At 59.9% G+C, this 18,175-nt stretch carries 14 protein-coding genes; 13 read left to right on the top strand and 1 reads right to left on the bottom strand.

All coding sequences use genetic code 11. From position 1 onward, the window contains the following. The first annotated feature begins 307 nt into the window (after positions 1–307). From RE428_RS18550 to RE428_RS18580, 7 genes are all read left to right on the top strand, one after another. A complete protein-coding gene (locus tag RE428_RS18550; RefSeq protein ID WP_004580689.1) occupies positions 308–1,345 on the top strand; it encodes a metalloregulator ArsR/SmtB family transcription factor in 1,038 nt (345 codons plus the stop codon). Between the two features lie 68 nt (positions 1,346–1,413). Next, positions 1,414–2,604 carry a methionine adenosyltransferase gene (gene metK, locus RE428_RS18555; RefSeq protein ID WP_004580688.1) on the top strand — a complete coding sequence of 397 codons (1,191 nt, stop codon included), beginning with the start codon at positions 1,414–1,416 and terminating at the stop codon, positions 2,602–2,604. Positions 2,605–2,713: 109 nt separating this feature from the next. Next, complete coding sequence (gene ahcY, locus RE428_RS18560; RefSeq protein WP_004580687.1) at positions 2,714–4,108, top strand: adenosylhomocysteinase; 1,395 nt, start codon at positions 2,714–2,716, stop codon at positions 4,106–4,108. Positions 4,109–4,204: 96 nt separating this feature from the next. Beyond that, positions 4,205–5,074 carry a methylenetetrahydrofolate reductase [NAD(P)H] gene (metF, locus tag RE428_RS18565; RefSeq protein ID WP_004580686.1) on the top strand — a complete coding sequence of 290 codons (870 nt, stop codon included), beginning with the start codon at positions 4,205–4,207 and terminating at the stop codon, positions 5,072–5,074. A gap of 336 nt (positions 5,075–5,410) precedes the next feature. Continuing rightward, positions 5,411–6,169 (top strand): transporter substrate-binding domain-containing protein, encoded by a 759-nt coding sequence (locus RE428_RS18570; RefSeq protein ID WP_004580685.1) that lies wholly within the window; start codon positions 5,411–5,413, stop codon positions 6,167–6,169. A gap of 84 nt (positions 6,170–6,253) precedes the next feature. After that, the gene (locus RE428_RS18575) at positions 6,254–6,925 is read left to right on the top strand and encodes an amino acid ABC transporter permease (RefSeq protein WP_004580684.1); all 672 of its coding nucleotides are present in this window, start codon (positions 6,254–6,256) and stop codon (positions 6,923–6,925) included. A gap of 12 nt (positions 6,926–6,937) precedes the next feature. After that, complete coding sequence (locus RE428_RS18580; protein WP_004580683.1) at positions 6,938–7,684, top strand: amino acid ABC transporter ATP-binding protein; 747 nt, start codon at positions 6,938–6,940, stop codon at positions 7,682–7,684. A 265-nt stretch (positions 7,685–7,949) separates the two neighbouring features. On the opposite strand, the gene RE428_RS18585 is transcribed toward RE428_RS18580, so the two are convergent. Then, positions 7,950–8,438 (bottom strand): DUF2505 domain-containing protein, encoded by a 489-nt coding sequence (locus RE428_RS18585; RefSeq protein WP_004580682.1) that lies wholly within the window; start codon positions 8,436–8,438, stop codon positions 7,950–7,952. 225 nt (positions 8,439–8,663) lie between these two features. On the opposite strand from RE428_RS18585, the gene RE428_RS18590 reads away from it, so the two are divergent. From RE428_RS18590 to RE428_RS18615, 6 genes are all read left to right on the top strand, one after another. Then, positions 8,664–10,013 (top strand): adenosylmethionine--8-amino-7-oxononanoate transaminase, encoded by a 1,350-nt coding sequence (locus tag RE428_RS18590; RefSeq protein WP_004580681.1) that lies wholly within the window; start codon positions 8,664–8,666, stop codon positions 10,011–10,013. After that, positions 10,013–10,750 (top strand): 16S rRNA (uracil(1498)-N(3))-methyltransferase, encoded by a 738-nt coding sequence (locus RE428_RS18595; protein WP_004580680.1) that lies wholly within the window; start codon positions 10,013–10,015, stop codon positions 10,748–10,750. Before RE428_RS18590 ends, RE428_RS18595 begins: the two co-directional genes overlap by 1 nt. Positions 10,751–11,151: 401 nt before the next feature. Then, on the top strand, positions 11,152–12,420 hold the full coding sequence (locus tag RE428_RS18600) for an efflux RND transporter periplasmic adaptor subunit (protein ID WP_004580679.1): 1,269 nt from the start codon (positions 11,152–11,154) through the stop codon (positions 12,418–12,420). Then, positions 12,413–15,568, top strand: a complete 3,156-nt coding sequence (locus RE428_RS18605; RefSeq protein ID WP_004580678.1) for an efflux RND transporter permease subunit — start codon at positions 12,413–12,415, stop codon at positions 15,566–15,568. Before RE428_RS18600 ends, RE428_RS18605 begins: the two co-directional genes overlap by 8 nt. 145 nt (positions 15,569–15,713) lie before the next feature. Next, entirely contained in the window at positions 15,714–16,943 is a 1,230-nt protein-coding gene (locus RE428_RS18610; protein WP_004580677.1) for a DUF445 domain-containing protein, read from the top strand. A 193-nt stretch (positions 16,944–17,136) separates the two neighbouring features. Beyond that, positions 17,137–18,174: an HDOD domain-containing protein gene (locus tag RE428_RS18615; RefSeq protein ID WP_004580676.1), complete on the top strand. Its 1,038-nt coding sequence runs from the start codon at positions 17,137–17,139 to the stop codon at positions 18,172–18,174. The last annotated feature ends 1 nt before the right edge of the window (position 18,175 follow it).

An 18,175-nucleotide genomic window follows, 5' to 3' on the forward strand; every position in this document is an offset into this window, starting at 1 on the left:
TATTGGGCAAACGAACCGCACGACCGGTCCGCCAACACGGTCAGGAATCAAGAAGGCGCATATTTTCGCCGATTAGGGAGGTGATGGGCAAATGCCTGGCGAGCTGAACGCGGGAAATTCCCCAACAACGGACAAGCCAAGCCTGCGGCCTTAAAAATAAGCCCTTTTACTTCAGCGACTTTCGACTGCTCGAACCTTGCAAAACCGGGCTTTGTCAAAGCCGGTCAAAACATTACTCCAAACCTATATCAAAATTTTTTGATATTGTTATTGACCCCCTTACTTCAGCTCCCTACACTTCGCCTTTATGAGCAACCTGGCCGAAGTCTCCGTTCCGTCCAGCGCACTGGACTCGCTGGCTGCCGTCTACAAGGCGAGCGGCGATCCGTTGCGGCTGGAAATCCTGCGCGTCCTGCAGCGGGAAACATTCGGCGTGCTGGAGCTGAGCCAGATCTTCGAGATGCGCCAGTCAGGCATGAGCCATCACCTGAAGGTGCTGAGCAAGGCAGGATTGGTGGAGCCGCAGCGGGAAGGCAACGCAATCTTCTACCGCCGCCCACTGCAACCTGCTGAGGATTCGCTGGAGAGTCTGGCCATCCAGCAATTGTTCGCGACGATCGACCAGACGCCACTCCAACCGCACCGGGCATCGGCCATCGACGCCATCCGCCGCCAGCGTTCGGAGCAGTCCCGCGCCTTCTTTGCCCGGTATGTGGACGAATTCCGCGAGCACCAGGAATTAATCGCCGAGTTCGAGCGCTATGCGGAGCCCACGGCCCAACTGATCCGCTCGCGCGTCGACGGACAGTTTGAACACGCACTTGAAATCGGTCCAGGCGAAGGTGCCTTCCTGCCTACCCTGTCCCGACTGGCCCAGCGGGTCGTCGCGGTGGACAACTCGGACGATATGCTGGCCCGCGCGCAAAGTCGCTGCGAGGACGAAGGCCTGGGCAATGTCGAGCTGGTCGCCGGCGAAACGGATGCCGTGCTGGCCCGAAATGAACAGTTCGACCTGATCGTGGCGAACATGGTGATGCACCACGTGCCCAGCCCGGCAGATATTTTTGTGGATGCCGCCGCCCTGCTCGAAGATGACGGTTTGCTGGTGATCAGTGACCTGTGCAGTCACGACCAGAATTGGGTCAAGGCCAACTGCGGCGACCTGTGGCTTGGCTTCGAGCCGGAAGAGCTGTCGGCCTGGGCCCAGGATGCGGGCCTTGCCATCGGTGAGACGCTTTTTATCGGTTTACGTAATGGTTTCCAGATCCAGGTGAGGGAATTCTGGAAACTTTCCAACACCCGTACGAACGTGCAAACAAACCCACAGCCAACGCTGAATCATTAACCGGGCGCGACGCTGCCATTCGTCGCCTGAACATTTTTGTCGTATCAGAAAAAAAGGAATGCCAACACATGTCTGACTACAGCATTTTTACGTCCGAGTCTGTTTCCGAAGGCCATCCGGACAAACTGGCGGATCAGATCTCCGATGCCGTCCTCGACGCTATCCTGACTGAAGACCCCAACGCCCGCGTCGCCTGCGAGACCCTGGTCAAGACCGGCGTGGCGATCGTTGGCGGTGAGGTCACGACGTCGGCGTGGGTCGACCTGGAAGACCTGGTCCGCTCGGTGATCAAGGATATCGGCTATACCTCTTCCGACGTGGGTTTCGACGGCGATACCTGTGGCATCATCAACATCATCGGCAAACAGTCCGTGGACATCGCCCAGGGCGTCGACCGCCAGAAGCCGGAAGACCAGGGCGCTGGTGACCAAGGCCTCATGTTCGGCTATGCCAGCAACGAAACCGACGTACTGATGCCGGCCCCCATCTGCTACGCCCACCGTCTGGTGGAGCGCCAGGCCGAAGCCCGCAAGAACGGCCTGCTGCCGTGGCTACGCCCGGATGCCAAGAGCCAGGTCACCTGCCGTTACGAGAACGGCCGCGTGTCGGGTATCGACGCTGTGGTCCTGTCTACCCAGCATGATCCCAGCGTCAGCCAGGCCGACCTGAAAGAGGCGGTCATGGAGCTGATCGTCAAGCATGTGATCCCGGCGGAATTGCTGACCAAGGACACCAAGTTCCACATCAACCCGACCGGCAAGTTCGTTATCGGGGGACCGGTGGGTGACTGTGGTCTGACCGGCCGCAAGATCATCGTCGACACCTACGGCGGCATGGCCCGTCACGGCGGCGGCGCCTTCTCCGGCAAGGACCCGTCCAAGGTGGACCGTTCCGCGGCCTACGCCGGCCGTTATGTCGCCAAGAACATCGTCGCCGCCGGCCTGGCGGACAAGTGCGAGATCCAGGTGTCCTACGCCATTGGCGTCGCCGAACCGACCTCTATCTCCATCAACACCTTTGGCACCGGCAAGATCGCCGACGACAAGATCATCGCCCTGGTGCGCCAGAACTTCGACCTGCGCCCCTACGCCATTACCCGAATGCTCGACCTGCTGCACCCGATGTACCGCGCGACCGCAGCCTATGGCCACTTCGGCCGCGAGCCGTTCGAGATGACCGTCGGTAACGAGTCCTTCACCGCGTTCCCGTGGGAGAAGACCGACAAGGCTGCCGCGCTGAAGGATGCAGCAGGAGCCTGATCCAGAGGCTGTTTTAAGCCCCTCGCCCCTGGCGGGAGAGGGGAGCTTAGATATCGAATTCTCAAGTTGCTGCCAATTGCGGCAACCAACAGATCCAGGAGCACAGAACATGAGCACACCGGCTGAACAACTGAATACCAACGAAGACTTCAAGGTCCGCGATATTTCCCTGGCGGACTGGGGCCGTAAGGAGATCATGATCGCCGAGAGCGAAATGCCGGCACTGATGGCCCTGCGCAATAAGTACAAGGGCGAGCAGCCTTTGAAAGGCGCGAACATCATGGGCTGCATCCACATGACGATCCAGACCGCGGTGCTGATCGAGACCCTGATCGAGCTCGGCGCGGACGTACGCTGGTCCTCCTGTAATATCTTCTCCACCCAGGACCACGCCGCTGCGGCCATCGCTTCCAAGGGCATTCCTGTCTTCGCCTGGAAGGGTGAAACCGAAGACGAATACGAGTGGTGTCTAGAGCGCACGGTTGGCGCCGACGTGGAAGGCTGGGAACCGAACATGGTGCTGGACGACGGCGGCGACCTCACCGCCCTGCTCCACGACAAGTTCCCGGAGATCCTGAACAAGTGTCACGGCATCACCGAGGAAACCACCACGGGTGTCCACCGTCTGCAGGAGATGATGCGTGAAGGCACCTTGAAGGTGCCGGCGATCAACGTCAACGATTCGATCACCAAGTCCAAGAACGACAACAAGTACGGTTGTCGTCACAGCCTCAACGATGCGATCAAGCGCGCTACCGACCACCTGATGTCCGGCAAGAAGGCACTGGTCATCGGCTACGGAGACGTGGGTAAGGGCTCCGCCGCATCCCTGCGTCAGGAGGGCATGATCGTGAAGGTGACCGAAGCCGACCCGATCTGTGCGATGCAGGCCTGCATGGACGGATACGAAGTCGTCTCTCCATACGTCAATGGCGTGAATACCGGCACGGAATCAGGCGTCGACAAGGATCTGCTGGGCCATATCGACCTACTGGTCACCACCACCGGTAACGTCAACGTCTGCGATTCCAATATGCTGAAGGCCCTGAAAGCCGGCGCCCTCGTCTGCAACATCGGCCACTTCGACAACGAGATCGACACCGCCTACATGCGCAAGCATTGGGAATGGGAAGAGATCAAGCCGCAGGTCCACCTGATCCACCGCGACAAGACCGCAGGCGACTACCTCCTCCTGCTGTCCGAAGGCCGCTTGGTAAACCTGGGCAACGCCACCGGGCATCCGTCGCGGATCATGGATGGCTCCTTCGCCAACCAGGTACTGGCGCAGATGCACTTGTTCGAGCGCCGCTTCGCCGACCTGCCGGCAGATGCCCGCGAGAAAGGCGTCTACGTCCACGTCCTGCCCAAACACCTGGACGAGGAAGTGGCCCGGGCGATGGTGGAAGGCTTCGGTGGCACCATCACCAAGCTGACCCCGGAACAGGCCAAGTACATCGGCGTGGCGGTAGAAGGCCCTTACAAGCCGGACAGCTACAAGTACTGATTCGTTCAGTAGTGAACCGGTCGCGGACGATCCCCGCGACCGATCCATGACGTACGGCGTTCGCGTTGCGGGCGCCGATAGCAACAGAGCCAGACCATGGAAACCCAGAAACAATTCAAGCGTCGTTTCAGCTTTGAGTTCTTCCCACCCAAGACAGATCAGGGCAAGGAAAAGCTCCAGGGCGTGCGTGACAAACTGGCGGCAGTGAACCCGGACTTCTTCTCGGTCACCTTCGGCGCTGGCGGCTCAACCCGAGACCGCACCATCGATACGGTACTGAGCCTGCACGAGCAGGGCATCTCCACTGCCCCGCACCTATCCTGCGTCGGTGGTACCCGCGAAAGCATCGCCGAACTGCTGGACCTGTATAAGGAAAATGGCATCAACCGCATCGTCGCCCTGCGCGGGGACCTGCCCTCAGGCATGGGTTCTGCGGGCGAACTGCGCTATGCCAACGAACTGGTAAGCTTCATTCGTGAGCATTCCGGCGATACCTTCAATATCGAAGTGGCGGCCTACCCGGAATTCCACCCCCAGGCCCGCACGGCCGAGGAAGACCTGAAGAACTTCGCGCGCAAAATCGAAGCCGGCGCCAACAGCGCCATTACCCAGTACTTCTTCAACGCCGACAGCTACTTCTATTTCATCGACCGGCTGGAGACGATGGGCATCACCATCCCGGTGGTTCCAGGCATCATGCCGATCGTGAACTACTCAAGCCTGGTGCGCTTCTCCGACATGTGCGGCGCCGAAATTCCCCGTTGGATCCGCAAGCAGCTCGACGCCTATGGCGACGACAGCGAGAGCATCCGCAAGTTCGGCGAGGAGATGATCACCCGCATGTGCGAGAAGCTGCTCGAAGCTGGCGCACCGGGGCTGCACTTCTATACGCTCAACCAGGCCAACGCCAGCCTCAACATCTGGAACAACCTGGGCCTGGCCAATCGGGACAAGATCGCTTTCTGAAGTAATCTATCCACGATCGGCAACCGAGCTACGCCGAAGCAAACGGTGATCGTCGCGGGACAATGGGCAGGGACGCCCATCCAGCTTGGCGAGAGCGACGATCACCCCTTGCTTCGAAGTCGAGTTAAATCATAAATCACTGTCTCGTCTAATCTTTTTTCCGCCCTTTCGAGCAGGTCAATTAGACCTCCCGCCAAGTAGTCAAAATTGACTTCGGGGCCTGTTTCCGGCCATGGTCTAAAATAGTCCGGTTATGGCATCGCCCTGAACTGCAACCATAATGTCATTGCCACAAGCAAAGAATCGGACGTCCAAAAAAATAAACCAGGAGGTTATATGAGCAGCAAATGGCTGAAGACCCTGAGCGCAACGCTCGCCCTTACCGTGGGCACCACAGTGGCCAGCGCAGAGACCCTGCGGGCCGTCACCGACCCCAGCTTCGTCCCGTTTGAAATGATGGACCAGGAAACCGGCAAGATGGTCGGCTTCGACATGGACATCCTCGCCGAAGTCGCCGAGCGCGCCGGCTTCGACTACAACCTCAACACCATGGACTTCAACGGCATTATCCCGGCCCTGCAAACCGGCAACGTAGATATCGCCCTGGCCGGCATCACCATTACCGAAGAGCGCGAGAAGATCGTCGACTTCTCCGACCCCTACTACGATTCCGGTCTGCGCCTGCTGGTCCGCGCCGACAATGAAGACATCAAGGAATTTGACGACCTGGAAGGCAAGAAAATCGGTACCAAGATCGGCTCCACGAGCTACGACTACCTGACCAAGAACATCGAAGACGATGAAGGCGTTACCCCGTATCCGGGCAGCGCCGACATGTACATGGCCCTGATGTCCGGCAGTGTCGACGCCGTATTCTACGATGCCCCGAACGTTGGCTACTTCGCCCGCACCAAGGGTGAAGGCCGGGTGGAAACCGTTGGCCCGCTGTACGAAGGCCAGCAGTATGGTATCGCCCTGAAAAGTGGCAGCAAGTGGGTTGAGGACGTAAACGAAGCCCTCGCCGCAATGAAGGAAGACGGTACCTACAAGGAAATCTACGAGAAGTGGTTCGGCAAGATGCCGGAAGACCAGTAAATCCTTGTTCGATGGCGCAGGGAGTCTTCAGGCTCCCTGCGCCATTTTGGTTATCCAGTCGTTATCTCATTGGAGAACTGACACGTGGAATCCGGCTTCCAGTTTGACTGGGGCGCGGCGATCCAGTCCGTCCCCTACCTGCTTAAAGGTATTCCCTACACCCTGCTGATTTCCTTCGGTGGCCTGTTTATCGGTTTCGTGATCGGTATCGTGATGGGCCTGTTGAGCATCAGCCGCTCGCGTCTCCTGCGCTGGCCCGCCACGGCCTATATCGAGGTCTTCCGCGGTACGCCGATCCTGGTGCAGGTCCTGTTTATCTTTTACGGTCTGCCGGATATCGTCGGCGGCCCGATCAACGCGCTGACCGCCGGCATCGCGGCCATCGCCCTCAACTCCGGCGCCTATATCTCCGAGGTCGTGCGCGGTGGCGTGCAGTCCATCGACAAAGGCCAGAGCGAAGCCGGCCTGTCCCTGGGCCTGTCACGCTCACAAACCTTCTGGTCCGTGATCTGGCCCCAGGCCCTTCGTCGCATGATCCCGCCCCTGGGCAACCAGGCGATCGTCAGCATCAAGGACACCTCACTGTTTTCCGTCATTGGCGTGGGCGAACTGGTCCGGCAGGGCCAGATCTACATCGCCACCACGTTCACGGCGTTCGAGGTGTACTTCATGGTGGCCCTCATGTACCTGGCCATCACCCTGACCCTGTCGTTCCTGCTGCGCCTGGTGGAGCGGCGCGGACTGGCATCGACCTGACGGAGGCAGACCATGGACAAGATCGTGCGCATGCAGCGCCTGAACAAGTATTTCGGCGATCACCATGTCCTCAAGGACATCGACCTCTCCGTCGACGCCGGTGAAGTGGTCGTTGTGATCGGCGCCAGCGGCTCTGGCAAATCCACGCTGATCCGTTGCGTGAACGGGCTAGAAGAGTATGAGTCCGGCGAGCTCAGCGTCGACAACCAGAAACTCGAACCCAAAGGCGGCAACCAGAAAGCCCTGACCGAGATCCGCAAGGAAGTGGGCATGGTGTTCCAGCAGTTCAACCTGTTCCCCCACCTGACGGTGAAGGAGAACGTCATGCTGGCGCCACGAAAGGTCAAGAGTACGGACAAGGCCGAAGCGGCCAACATCGCCATGAAGCTGCTCGACCGGGTCGGCATTGCCAACCAGGCGGAGAAATACCCGTCTCAGCTCTCCGGCGGCCAACAGCAGCGGGTCGCTATTGCCCGGGCCCTGGCCATGGAGCCACGGCTGATGTTGTTCGACGAACCTACGTCAGCCCTGGACCCGGAGATGATCGGCGAAGTACTGGACGTCATGCGGGAACTGGCCAAGGAAGGGATGACCATGATGGTCGTGACCCACGAAATGGGCTTCGCCCGGGAAGTGGCCGACCGGGTGATCTACATCCACGGCGGCCAGATCGTCGAGGAAGGCAAGCCGGCCGATGTGTTCGATAATCCGCAGAACGAACGGACGCAGTCGTTCCTGTCGAGGGTGTTGAAGCATTGAGGGTTGTAGGAAGAACGGAAGGGGAGCTTCGGCTCCCCTTTTTTGTTGGAGACTCAGGTACGTTTGTCGAGCGCATTTCGAGGCGAATTGGCCTTCGGATAAATGGACGCAAGCGGTTGTGGGCGAATGACAGGCACCTGCGACGCCTCAGAAGCTGAAGCATCTGCTACATGCTCGAGTTAACTGGGAATGTAGCCGACGCTTCAGCTTCGGAGCAGCCCGCAGGGCTGCCGATCAAACCCACATGTGATGACGTATCCGAAACTCACAGCAACCCGCGCGTCGCGTCGTATTCCTGCTCCATCTTGTACCGTGAATCATCCACCAGAAACTGCGCGATCTTCTTCCCTAACAAGGGAATCTCGCACCGCACATCCAGCGTCACATGATTCGTGCACGCGGCCCCGGCGGACTTAAGCTGCATGTTGCCCTGAATCTTCGCGGGCACGCCTTCGATTCTCACACGAAATTCGCAATGCCACTCCGAATCGTCCTTGCGGAACCAATGCTCTTCCTGCCGTACCGAGTTCCATTCCCGATGGAAGCTGGACAGCGTTGCGGGGACTTTCACCGACGAGGTCATTTCCCGCTCCACGACCAACTTCGCCGCCGTATCGTCCCGCTTGAGCTCTTTCACCTGGACATTACGATGACCCAGCCGGTCATTCTTTTCCTGAATATGCCGCTCGTCGAGAAAGGCTCCCAGCACCCTATCGAGACTGGCGTCGTAGGGGTGCACCACATCAAACTTCATGCTGTGTCTCCGGTCTAATCATGTCCGCCATGATCGTCCACCAAAGCGACGACGGGCATTGGCCGCGCCTCCCGAGCCGCGAGGCAAAAAAGTCAGGGCCCGCTGACTGGCACTCCAGGCACTGGGACCAGTATCATTGTCGCCTGTATTTTTGGCCGCTCCGTCGCCAAACGCCCCAATAAAAATGGCGACGCCCGAACCCTCGCGGCCCGAGAGGAGAACCCCATGCGCAACGCTGACCTGGTCAAACGCGACCTGAAATCCGTCTGGCACCCATGCACCCAGATGAAAGACCACGAAACCCTGCCGCTGATTCCTATCAAGCGCGGCGAAGGGGTGTGGCTGGAAGACTTCGAAGAGAATCGCTATATCGACGCGGTCAGCTCCTGGTGGGTCAACCTGTTCGGTCACGCCAACCCGCGTATCAACGCCGCGATCCGCGAACAGACCGAACAGCTTGAGCACGTTATCCTCGCCGGCTTCAGCCACGAACCCGTCGTCAACCTGTCCGAACGGCTGATCGAGGTTACGCCGGAGGGATTGAACAAGTGCTTCTATGCGGACAACGGCTCCTCCGCCATCGAAGCCGCGCTCAAGATGAGTTACCACTACTGGCGCAACATGGGTAAGCCGGGCAAGAAGAACTTCGTCAACCTGGGCAATAGCTACCACGGGGAAACGCTAGGCGCCCTGGCACTGGGCGACGTGTCCCTCTATAAGGACACCTACGAGCCGCTGCTGATGGAAGTCATCACCGCGCCCTCCCCAGACGCGTTCAATCGCGAAGCCGGTGAAAGCTGGGAAGACTATGCCCTGCGCCAGTTCGAAGGCATGGAGAAGATCCTCGCCGAGCGTCACGACGAGATCTGCGCCGTGGTGGTGGAACCGCTGATCCAGTGTGCCGGCAACATGCGCATGCACCATGCGATCTACCACAAGAAGCTGCGTGAAGCCTGTGACAAGTACGGCGTCCACCTGATCGCCGACGAGATCGCGGTCGGCTTCGGCCGCACGGGTACGATGTTCGCCTGCGAACAGGCCGGCATCTCGCCCGATTTCATGTGTTTATCCAAGGGCCTGACCGCAGGCTACCTGCCGCTATCCGTGGTGCTCACCACCGACACGGTCTATGACGCCTTCTACGACGATTACGAAACCATGCGCGCCTTCCTGCATTCCCACAGCTACACCGGCAACCCGATCGGTTGTGCCGTAGCGCTGGCGACGCTGGATATATTCCGCGACGACAACGTCATTGAAAATAACAGGCGTCTGGCCCAGTGCATGACCGACTCCGTCGCGCACCTTGCGGATCACCCAAATGTCGGCGATATCCGCCAGCACGGCATGACCCTGGCGATCGAAATGGTCAAGGACAGGACCACAAAAACGCCCTTCCCCTGGCAGGAGCGCCGTGGCATCAAGGTCTATCGACATTCGTTGACCCGCCAGGCACTGCTGCGTCCCCTGGGTAATGTGGTCTACTTCATGCCGCCTTATGTGATTACCGAGGAGCAGATCAAGCATCTGGCCCAGGTGGCCACTGAAGGCATCGAAATCGCGGTCAGGGACTGATGCGCATCCCACGGATCTATTCACCGGTAGCCCTGGCCGCTGGTAGCGAAGTCCAACTGGACGAGCAGGCAGCCAACCACGTGGGCCGGGTATTGCGCATGCAAACCGGGCAGCACGTCGAACTGTTCAACGGTGACGGGCACGACTATCCTGCAATCCTGACCGACGTCGGCAAGAAGCAGGTGAAGGCTCGCATCGGCGAACCTGTACCCAATACCAGCGAATCGCCATTGCAGGTTCACCTGGGCCAGGTATTGTCCCGGGGAGATCGCATGGATTACGCGATCCAGAAGAGTGTGGAAATGGGCGTGGCCCGCATCACGCCGCTGGTAAGCGAGCGTTGCGAGGTGAAGCTGAAGGGCGACCGCGAGGACAAGCGACTGCGTCACTGGCAACAGGTGGCCATCAGTGCCGCCGAACAATGCGGACGCGCTCGGGTGCCCGATATCGAACCGGTCGCTACGCTTGCAGACTGGTTCGCGGTAACCGGTAACGAAGATCTTAGACTGGTGCTACATCACCGTACCCCGCAGTCTCTTGCCGGGCTGGACAGGCCCCAAACGTTGGCGCTGCTGGTTGGGCCGGAAGGTGGGCTAAGCGATGAAGAGATCCAGGCGGCGGAGGCGGCCGGTTTCCTGCCCGCAGCGCTAGGGCCGCGAGTGCTTCGAACCGAAACGGCGCCGGTAGCGGCTTTGGCCATTTGCCATTGGTTGTGGGGCGACGGGCAGAAGGATTAGGTTCTTTGTGGATAAAGGTACCGCACATAACGCATCCTGAGCCTTAACAGACAGGGGCGCCTGTCGGCGCCTCCGAAGCTGAAGAGGGTGTTGCAAAACGTAGCGAGCGAAGGCTAGGCAAGGCGGAAATTCGCGAAAAAGCGCAGTTTACTGGTAGTAAATGAGCATTTTGAGCGAATTTCCAACGCCGCATGGCCGAGCGCAGTAGTTTTGCAACACCCTCTGAAGCGTCGGCTACATTTTTCGGAACCCTCGAGCGTGTAGCAGATGCTTTAGCTTCTGAGTAGCCCGCAGGGCTACCGGGTGATCGGGAAAGCACGATAGTTCCAAGCAAGACGATACGGTGTGCACCCGATATTGCCGCACCACTACAACGATAACTGTTCCAGAGAGTTTCGGTCGTGCGAAAAACCAACCGTTTTTGGGCCAGGCGCCGCCTGCTGCCCCTCGTCCTTATTGTTATCGCGATTGCGGTCGTGGTGGCGCTGTTCAGGCTCAAGCCTGCACCTCCCGAAGCCACGGCCGAAGAAAAGGCCTGGCCTGTCCAGACCTCGGTGATCGAATCCGCCGCACGCTCGCCGCAACTACGTTTGCTGGGCCGTATCGAGACTCCCTACCAGTCCACCCTGAGCGCCGCCGTTACGGCTAATGTCGAAGCCCTACCGGTGCTCGAAGGCCAGGCGGTCGACCAGGGCGATATCATCATCGAACTGGAAGACACCGAAGTGGAACTGCTGCGGGCGCAGCGCCAGGCCGATGTGAACGAACTGCAGAGCCAGATCAAGCAGGAACAGAACCAATTCAAGGCTGACCAACGCCTACTGGAGCGCGAAAAGGCGCTGGTCGCTATTTCACAGCGCGCGCTGGATCGTGAAAACCGCCTGGAAGCTTCCAACCTCAACAGCCGTGCCCGTATCGACCAGGCTCAACAGGCCCTGCAGTCCGCGGAAATTTCACTGGTGAACCGGGAGCTGGCGGTCGCCAATCACGAAAGCCGGCTGCAATCCCTTGAGGCCCGTCTGGCTCGGGCTAAGGCCCTACTCGAGCAAGCCAAGCTCGACCTGGAACGCACTTCAATCCGGGCGCCCTTTGCTGGCGTGGTCACTGACATTCAGGTCAGCCCCGGTGAGCGGGTACGTCCCGGTGAGGTCCTGGCAAGCCTCTATGCCACCGACAACCTGGAAGTACGCGCCCAGATCCCCATGCAGCGCGTGGGTGTGGTCCAGCAAGCCCTGGCTGACAAGGCCAGCCTGACCGCGACCACATCGATCACGGGCGATCCCTACGAACTCCTGCTGGCCCGACTTTCCGGCCAGGTCAATCCGGGGGCCGGCGGTGTGGATGGCTTGTTCCGGTTTGCCGACGAAACACCGTCCGCCGCCCTGAACCGCACGCTGGACCTGACCCTGGAACTGCCGCCGCAGTCCAACCTGTTTTCCGTACCGGTCTCGTCATTGTACGACGAGCACACGCTATACCGTATCTCCGAAGGCAGGCTCGAGTCGGTCGATGTGACGGTCGTCGGTGATCGCTTTGGCGACGGTCGTCAGAGCCTGCTCGTGCGTTCCAAACAACTCAAGACCGGCGATCGTATTCTCACCACTCAGCTACCCAACGCCATCAGCGGCCTCAAGGTCACCGTGATGAATCCGGGAGCCGACCATGGCTGAAGATCCCGGCCAACACCGTAACGACATCCTCGGCCGTTTCGCCCAACACAAGGTCGCCGCCAACCTGCTGATGCTGATCATGCTGCTGGCGGGCATCTATGCCCTGAGCGGCCTGAACCGCCAGTTCCTGCCCAACTTCGCCACCGACTTCATTACGGTCACCGTGGTCTGGCCCGGCGCCAGCGCCGAGGACGTGGCCCGTTCCATCACTACGCCGTTGGAACAGGAGCTGCGCAATCTTGATAACGTGAAGGAGATGCGCTCCACCTCTACCCTCGGCTACGGCAACATCGTAATCGAGTACGAGGAAGGCACGGACATGGGCATCGCCCTGGACCAGGTGAACGAGCATGTCGGCCTGGTGCGCAACCTGCCCAGCGATGCCGAACGCCCGGAAATCAGCAAGTATATCCGCAACGAACCGATCGCCACGGTCATCCTCACCGGCCCCGCCCGCCTTGAAGCCCTGCGTCCCATGGCCTACCGCTTCGAGGACGAACTGCTCAACCGCGGGGTCGCGAAGGTCGAGCTGACAGGGCTACCCGATCGGGAAATTGCCATCGAGGTGGACAGCGAAAACATCGCTGACCTGGGAATGTCGCTGCCTCAACTGGGCCAGCGTATCGTTGGGCAGAGCCAGGACATACCCGCCGGCACTGTGGGCGATGAGGAATCCGCCCGTGAAATCCGCAGCCTGGAAAAGGGGCGCACCGCTAGCCAGTTCGCCAACATGGCCATCATGACCACGGCGGATGGACGACGCCTGACCCTGGGCGATGTGGCAGAGATCACCCTGCGCCCCAAGGACGATGCGGTCGAAGTCTTTTATCAGGGCCAACCCGCCGTGCTCATGCAACTTCAGCGGGCGGAAACCAGCGACGCCCTGAATTCTGCAGGGATCATGCAGCAATGGCTGGGGGATACGCGCCCGTCGCTGCCCCAGGATATCCAGCTCATCGTGTTCGACGAGCAGTATGAGCTGATCGTCGACCGTATCAACCTGCTGCTGAAGAACGGCATCGGCGGACTGATCCTGGTCGTCGGCATCCTGTTTATCTTCCTCAACGGCCGCATTGCCTTCTGGGTAGCGGCGGGTATCCCTATCTCGTTCATGGGTACGTTGGCGATCCTCTGGATGAACGGCGGCAGCATCAACATGGTCAGTCTGTTCGCGCTGATCATGGCTTTGGGGATTATCGTCGACGACGCTATCGTCGTGGCGGAAGACGCCATGACCCACTACCAGCGCGGAGAGCGATCGCTGCAGGCTGCCGAGGGCGGTGCGCGACGGATGTTGGTGCCGGTCATGAGTTCGTCGCTGACAACCATTGCCGCCTTCCTGCCGCTGATGCTGGTGAGCGGGATCATCGGTCAGATTTTGCGGGATATTCCCTTCGTGGTGATCTGCGTGATCATCGCGTCGCTGATCGAGAGCTTCCTGATCCTCCCCGGGCACCTGCGGTCCTCGTTCCACAAGCACCACCATCGGGAGGAAGGCCCATTGCGCAAGAAGCTGGACCGGGGATTCAATCGCTTCCGCGACAATTATTTCCGGCCCATGGCAGAGTGGAGCCTGAGCAACCGGGGCACGGTCATCGTGGCTACGGGATGTGCGCTGTTGATCAGCCTGGCCATCGTCGTTTCCGGACATGTCCGTTTCACCTTCTTTCCCACCCCGGAGTCATCACGCATTGTTGCCAGCGTTAAATTCGCGGCCGGCACACCGCCTTCGGACGTAAAATCCTACGGGCGCTTAATGGAAGACATTCTCTGGGAGACGAACAGTCAGTTGAAGGACGAGCGCGACCTCGTGAAAGTGGCCGTGCTGCAACTTAATCGCGGGTCATTCGACGGTGGCGTCTCCATCGAACGCGGCGAACAGTACGCCATGGTGACCGTGGAGCTGGTCACACCGGATGCCCGCAGCGTGCGCAACCCCGAATTTATCGCCGCCTGGCGCAAGGCCTTGCCGCAACTGGCGGGTGTAGAGCAACTATCGATTACCAGCCCCCAAGGCGGCCCACCGGGCAAACCGCTCGACGTGTTCATTTCCGGGGCCGATGCCGCGACGCTGAAGGATGCCGCCGAATCCCTGAAAGAAGACCTGCGCAATTACGAAGGCGTCACCGATATTCTTGACGACCTGCCCTACGGCAAGCAGCAGTATATCTTCACCCTGACTCCCCTGGCGCAATCCCTCGGTCTGACCATCGATGATGTTGGTCGTCAGATGCGGGCTGCGTTGGATGGTCAGCTGTTGCAGGTCTTCTATGACGCCCACGACGAGGTGGAGGTGCGGATCATGCTGCCGGAGGCCGAACGCAACCTGCAGCGTACGCTGGACACGCTCCCCATCGTCACGCCGACGGGAGACACCACACCACTCGCCAACGTCATCAACCTGGAATCCCGCCGTGGCCTGGCATTGTTGCGTCATACCGATGGTCAGCTGGGGGTCCACGTTACCGCCGATGTGGACCCGACCGTGACCAACGCCAACCAGGTGATTGCCGATCTGCAGCAGGATGCCATCGACGAACTGGAGAGCACGTACGGCGTGAACACCCGCTTCGAAGGCAAGGCGGAAGAGCAACGGGAGACGGGCCAGGACATGATGGCGGGAGCCTTGATTGGCCTGGCACTGATCTACATCATCCTGGCGTGGGTCTTCGGCGCCTATACCTGGCCCCTGGCGGTGATGATCGCTATTCCCTTCGGCCTGTGCGGCGCCATCCTGGGCCATTTATTGCTCGGCATCGACCTGACCATCCTGTCTCTGTTCGGTATGTTCGGCCTGTCCGGCATCGTGATCAACGACTCGATCATCCTGGTGACCTTCTACAAGGAACTCCGGGCCGGCGGCATGCCCGTGCGTGAAGCGCTGGTGGAGGCGGCCTGCCAGCGTCTGCGTGCAGTGCTGCTGACGTCACTGACCACCATCAGCGGGCTGCTGCCTCTCTTGTTCGAGACCTCCCTGCAAGCCCAGTTCCTGATTCCCATGGCGGTGAGCATCGCCTTCGGCCTGGCGGTGGGTACCTTCCTGATCCTGCTGGTGGTACCGGTATTGCTATCGCTGATCGAGGGCGCTTCGAACCGCCTGCAACGGGCGAGGGACAATCGCGCAAAGATCTCCGAACAGCAAGGCTGAGCGTCGGCACCCTGACTATGATCCTGCTGACTTTCCCGCGCCGCGCCACTGTCATTGACAGCGCAGTGGGCGGCAAAGATGATGCGTGGATCCGATCCGGCCTCCCACAGCCTGGCGAAAGCTGCCTGAACGAGTAGTCACATCCATGAGCGAGCTGCTGCACAACGTTGAATTCTGGCAATACCTCAGCATCCCGGTCGTTGCCGCCGTCATTGGCTGGGTGACCAACTGGCTGGCTATAAAGATGACGTTCTACCCGCTGGAGTTCGTCGGTATCCGCCCGATCTGGGGCTGGCAGGGCATTATCCCGTCCAAAGCGCGCAAGATGGCCGCCAAGAGCGTGGATGCCACCATCGCCAAGATTGGCACGGTGCAGGAAATCTTCGACCAGATCGACCCCCATGTGCTCGCCGAATATGTCATCCACAATGTCGAGCCACGCACCGAGGAGTACGTCGACGAATTGATGTTGAAGGAGTACCCGACCTTTTGGGAAAACCTCCCTTCGTCGGCCCGCAACATGGTCTATGAGCGCGTGCGCAAGTCTACGCCGCAGCTCGTGGACAATCTCGTGGATGACCTATCGGAGAATATCGAGGGCCTGCTCGATATCAAGGGCATGGTGATCGATCGCCTGGCAGCCGATAAGAGACTGCTCAACCAGATCTTCCTGGAATGCGGCGATAAGGAATTCCGGTTTATCGTCAATTCCGGTTTCTACTTCGGGTTCCTGTTCGGCCTGGTACAAATGGGCGTGTGGTATTTCTACCAGGCCTGGTGGGTGCTGCCGTTCTTCGGTCTGCTGGTGGGTTGGGCGACCAACTGGATCGCCCTCAACGTTATCTTCCGGCCGCTGGAGCCGCGCAAGATCGGGCCATTCAAGCTGCAGGGGCTGTTCCTCAAGCGCCAACGAGAGGTGGCCGAATCCTTCTGCCATATCGTCACCCACGAGATTCTGACCGTGGGCAACATTATCAACGCCATCCTCAATGGCCCCAACGGCGAGCGTGCCAGGAACATGGTGAAGAAGCACATCAAGCCGCTGGTGGACGAAACCGCGGGTATGGGCAAGGCCCTCACGCAAGTGGCTTTCGGCCCCACCGGCTTCGCCACGTTGAAGAACAAGGTGGGTGAAAAGGCGCTGGAGATCTCCTCCACGTCATTCAACAACCCCGTGTTCGAGAAGGACCGTGCCGAGGCCGTGGAGAAAATCATGGTGGAGCGGATGATTGCGCTGTCATCCGCGGAATTCCAGGACCTGCTGCGCCCCTGCTTCCAGGAGGACGAGATCAAGCTGATCCTGGTCGGGGCGGCATTGGGCTTTGCCGCCGGTGTTGCGCAATTCGTATTTGTCTTCGGCCAACAGCTGTTCTGAACTGGACGCCCGGGCTGGTAATGCCAGTCGGGAGAAAACGCCAGTTCCGGACCACACTGTAGAAAGACGTAAAATCATCCGCAGCCCTCTTCTTGAGATCTCAAGCCCTGTCGTAAACTCCTAACCAACAACACCAAGCATTGCGCCCCAGTGGTGCTATTTTAATGGACACGACTTTCTGAGGGCCGAACGGATGTGGCGCCTGTTCAGTTGGCTGAAACCGAAAGCACCAGAAAAACAGGCGGTGACACGTCGCGAATCCGGGCTGCTGAATCCCGCCAATCCGAATATCGATGACGAGGAAGAAACCCACGCCGCCCTGAGGCAGTTGGAAAACCATCTGTTCTGCTGGCTGCTCGACGCCAGCCCGGCCCAGGTCGAGCGGGACACGGCCCACGCGCCAGTCATTCTCGAGGCGCTGCAACAGCGCGTTATCGATAACGGCTTGGCGGAGCTACCGCGCCAGCCTGCGGTACTTCCCATGCTCATGCGCGCGCTCTCCAACGACAACGTCAGCCGTAAGGAACTCTCGGAAATCATCCTCTCGGACCCGGCGCTGACCGACCAGTTGCTGCATATGGCCAACAGCCCGTTCTTCCTGCCCGGCGAGCAGCATATCGAGTCTGTCGAACATGCCATCTTCCTGCTCGGGATCAACGGTGTACGCAGCGTGGCCTCGGCGGCAGTAGTGCGCCCGATGATGACTGCCCGCAGCAGCCAGGAAGCCTTGTTCGCGCAACGGGTATGGCGGTGGGGGCTGGCCTGCGCACGCTCCGCAGAACTTATTGCCGATGCCCGCGGGGGCGACGGCAATGCCTTCTTCCTGGTAGGGCTACTGCCCTCGCTGGCCTACATTACGATCCGGCGGGAAGTCGCCCGTCTATACAAATCCGAATGCCCGGGCGTGGCGATGGAGCCGGCAGTCATGCGGTCGGCCCTGCGCAGCTGTGACTGGGCGACGGCGCAGATCGTCGCCACCAAGTGGGAGCTGCCGCCGCGCTATCACGCCTACCTGCTGACCGCGGAACGACCGGCGCCGCAAAGCGAGCACACCCCGCTGAACGACGGCATCATCCTGGGGACACGGGAGGTGCTGCGTCACGCCCAACAACGCAACCTGCCCGAGGACCAACTGGTCGCAGCGCTGCAGATGGATCCGGACCAGTTCCAGACGATCCGCAATGCCCTGGTCAATATGTTGCGGAACGGCGCAGCGCCCAAACCCCGCTGAA

The organism is Marinobacter nanhaiticus D15-8W (assembly GCF_036511935.1).
Classification (GTDB): domain Bacteria; phylum Pseudomonadota; class Gammaproteobacteria; order Pseudomonadales; family Oleiphilaceae; genus Marinobacter_A; species Marinobacter_A nanhaiticus.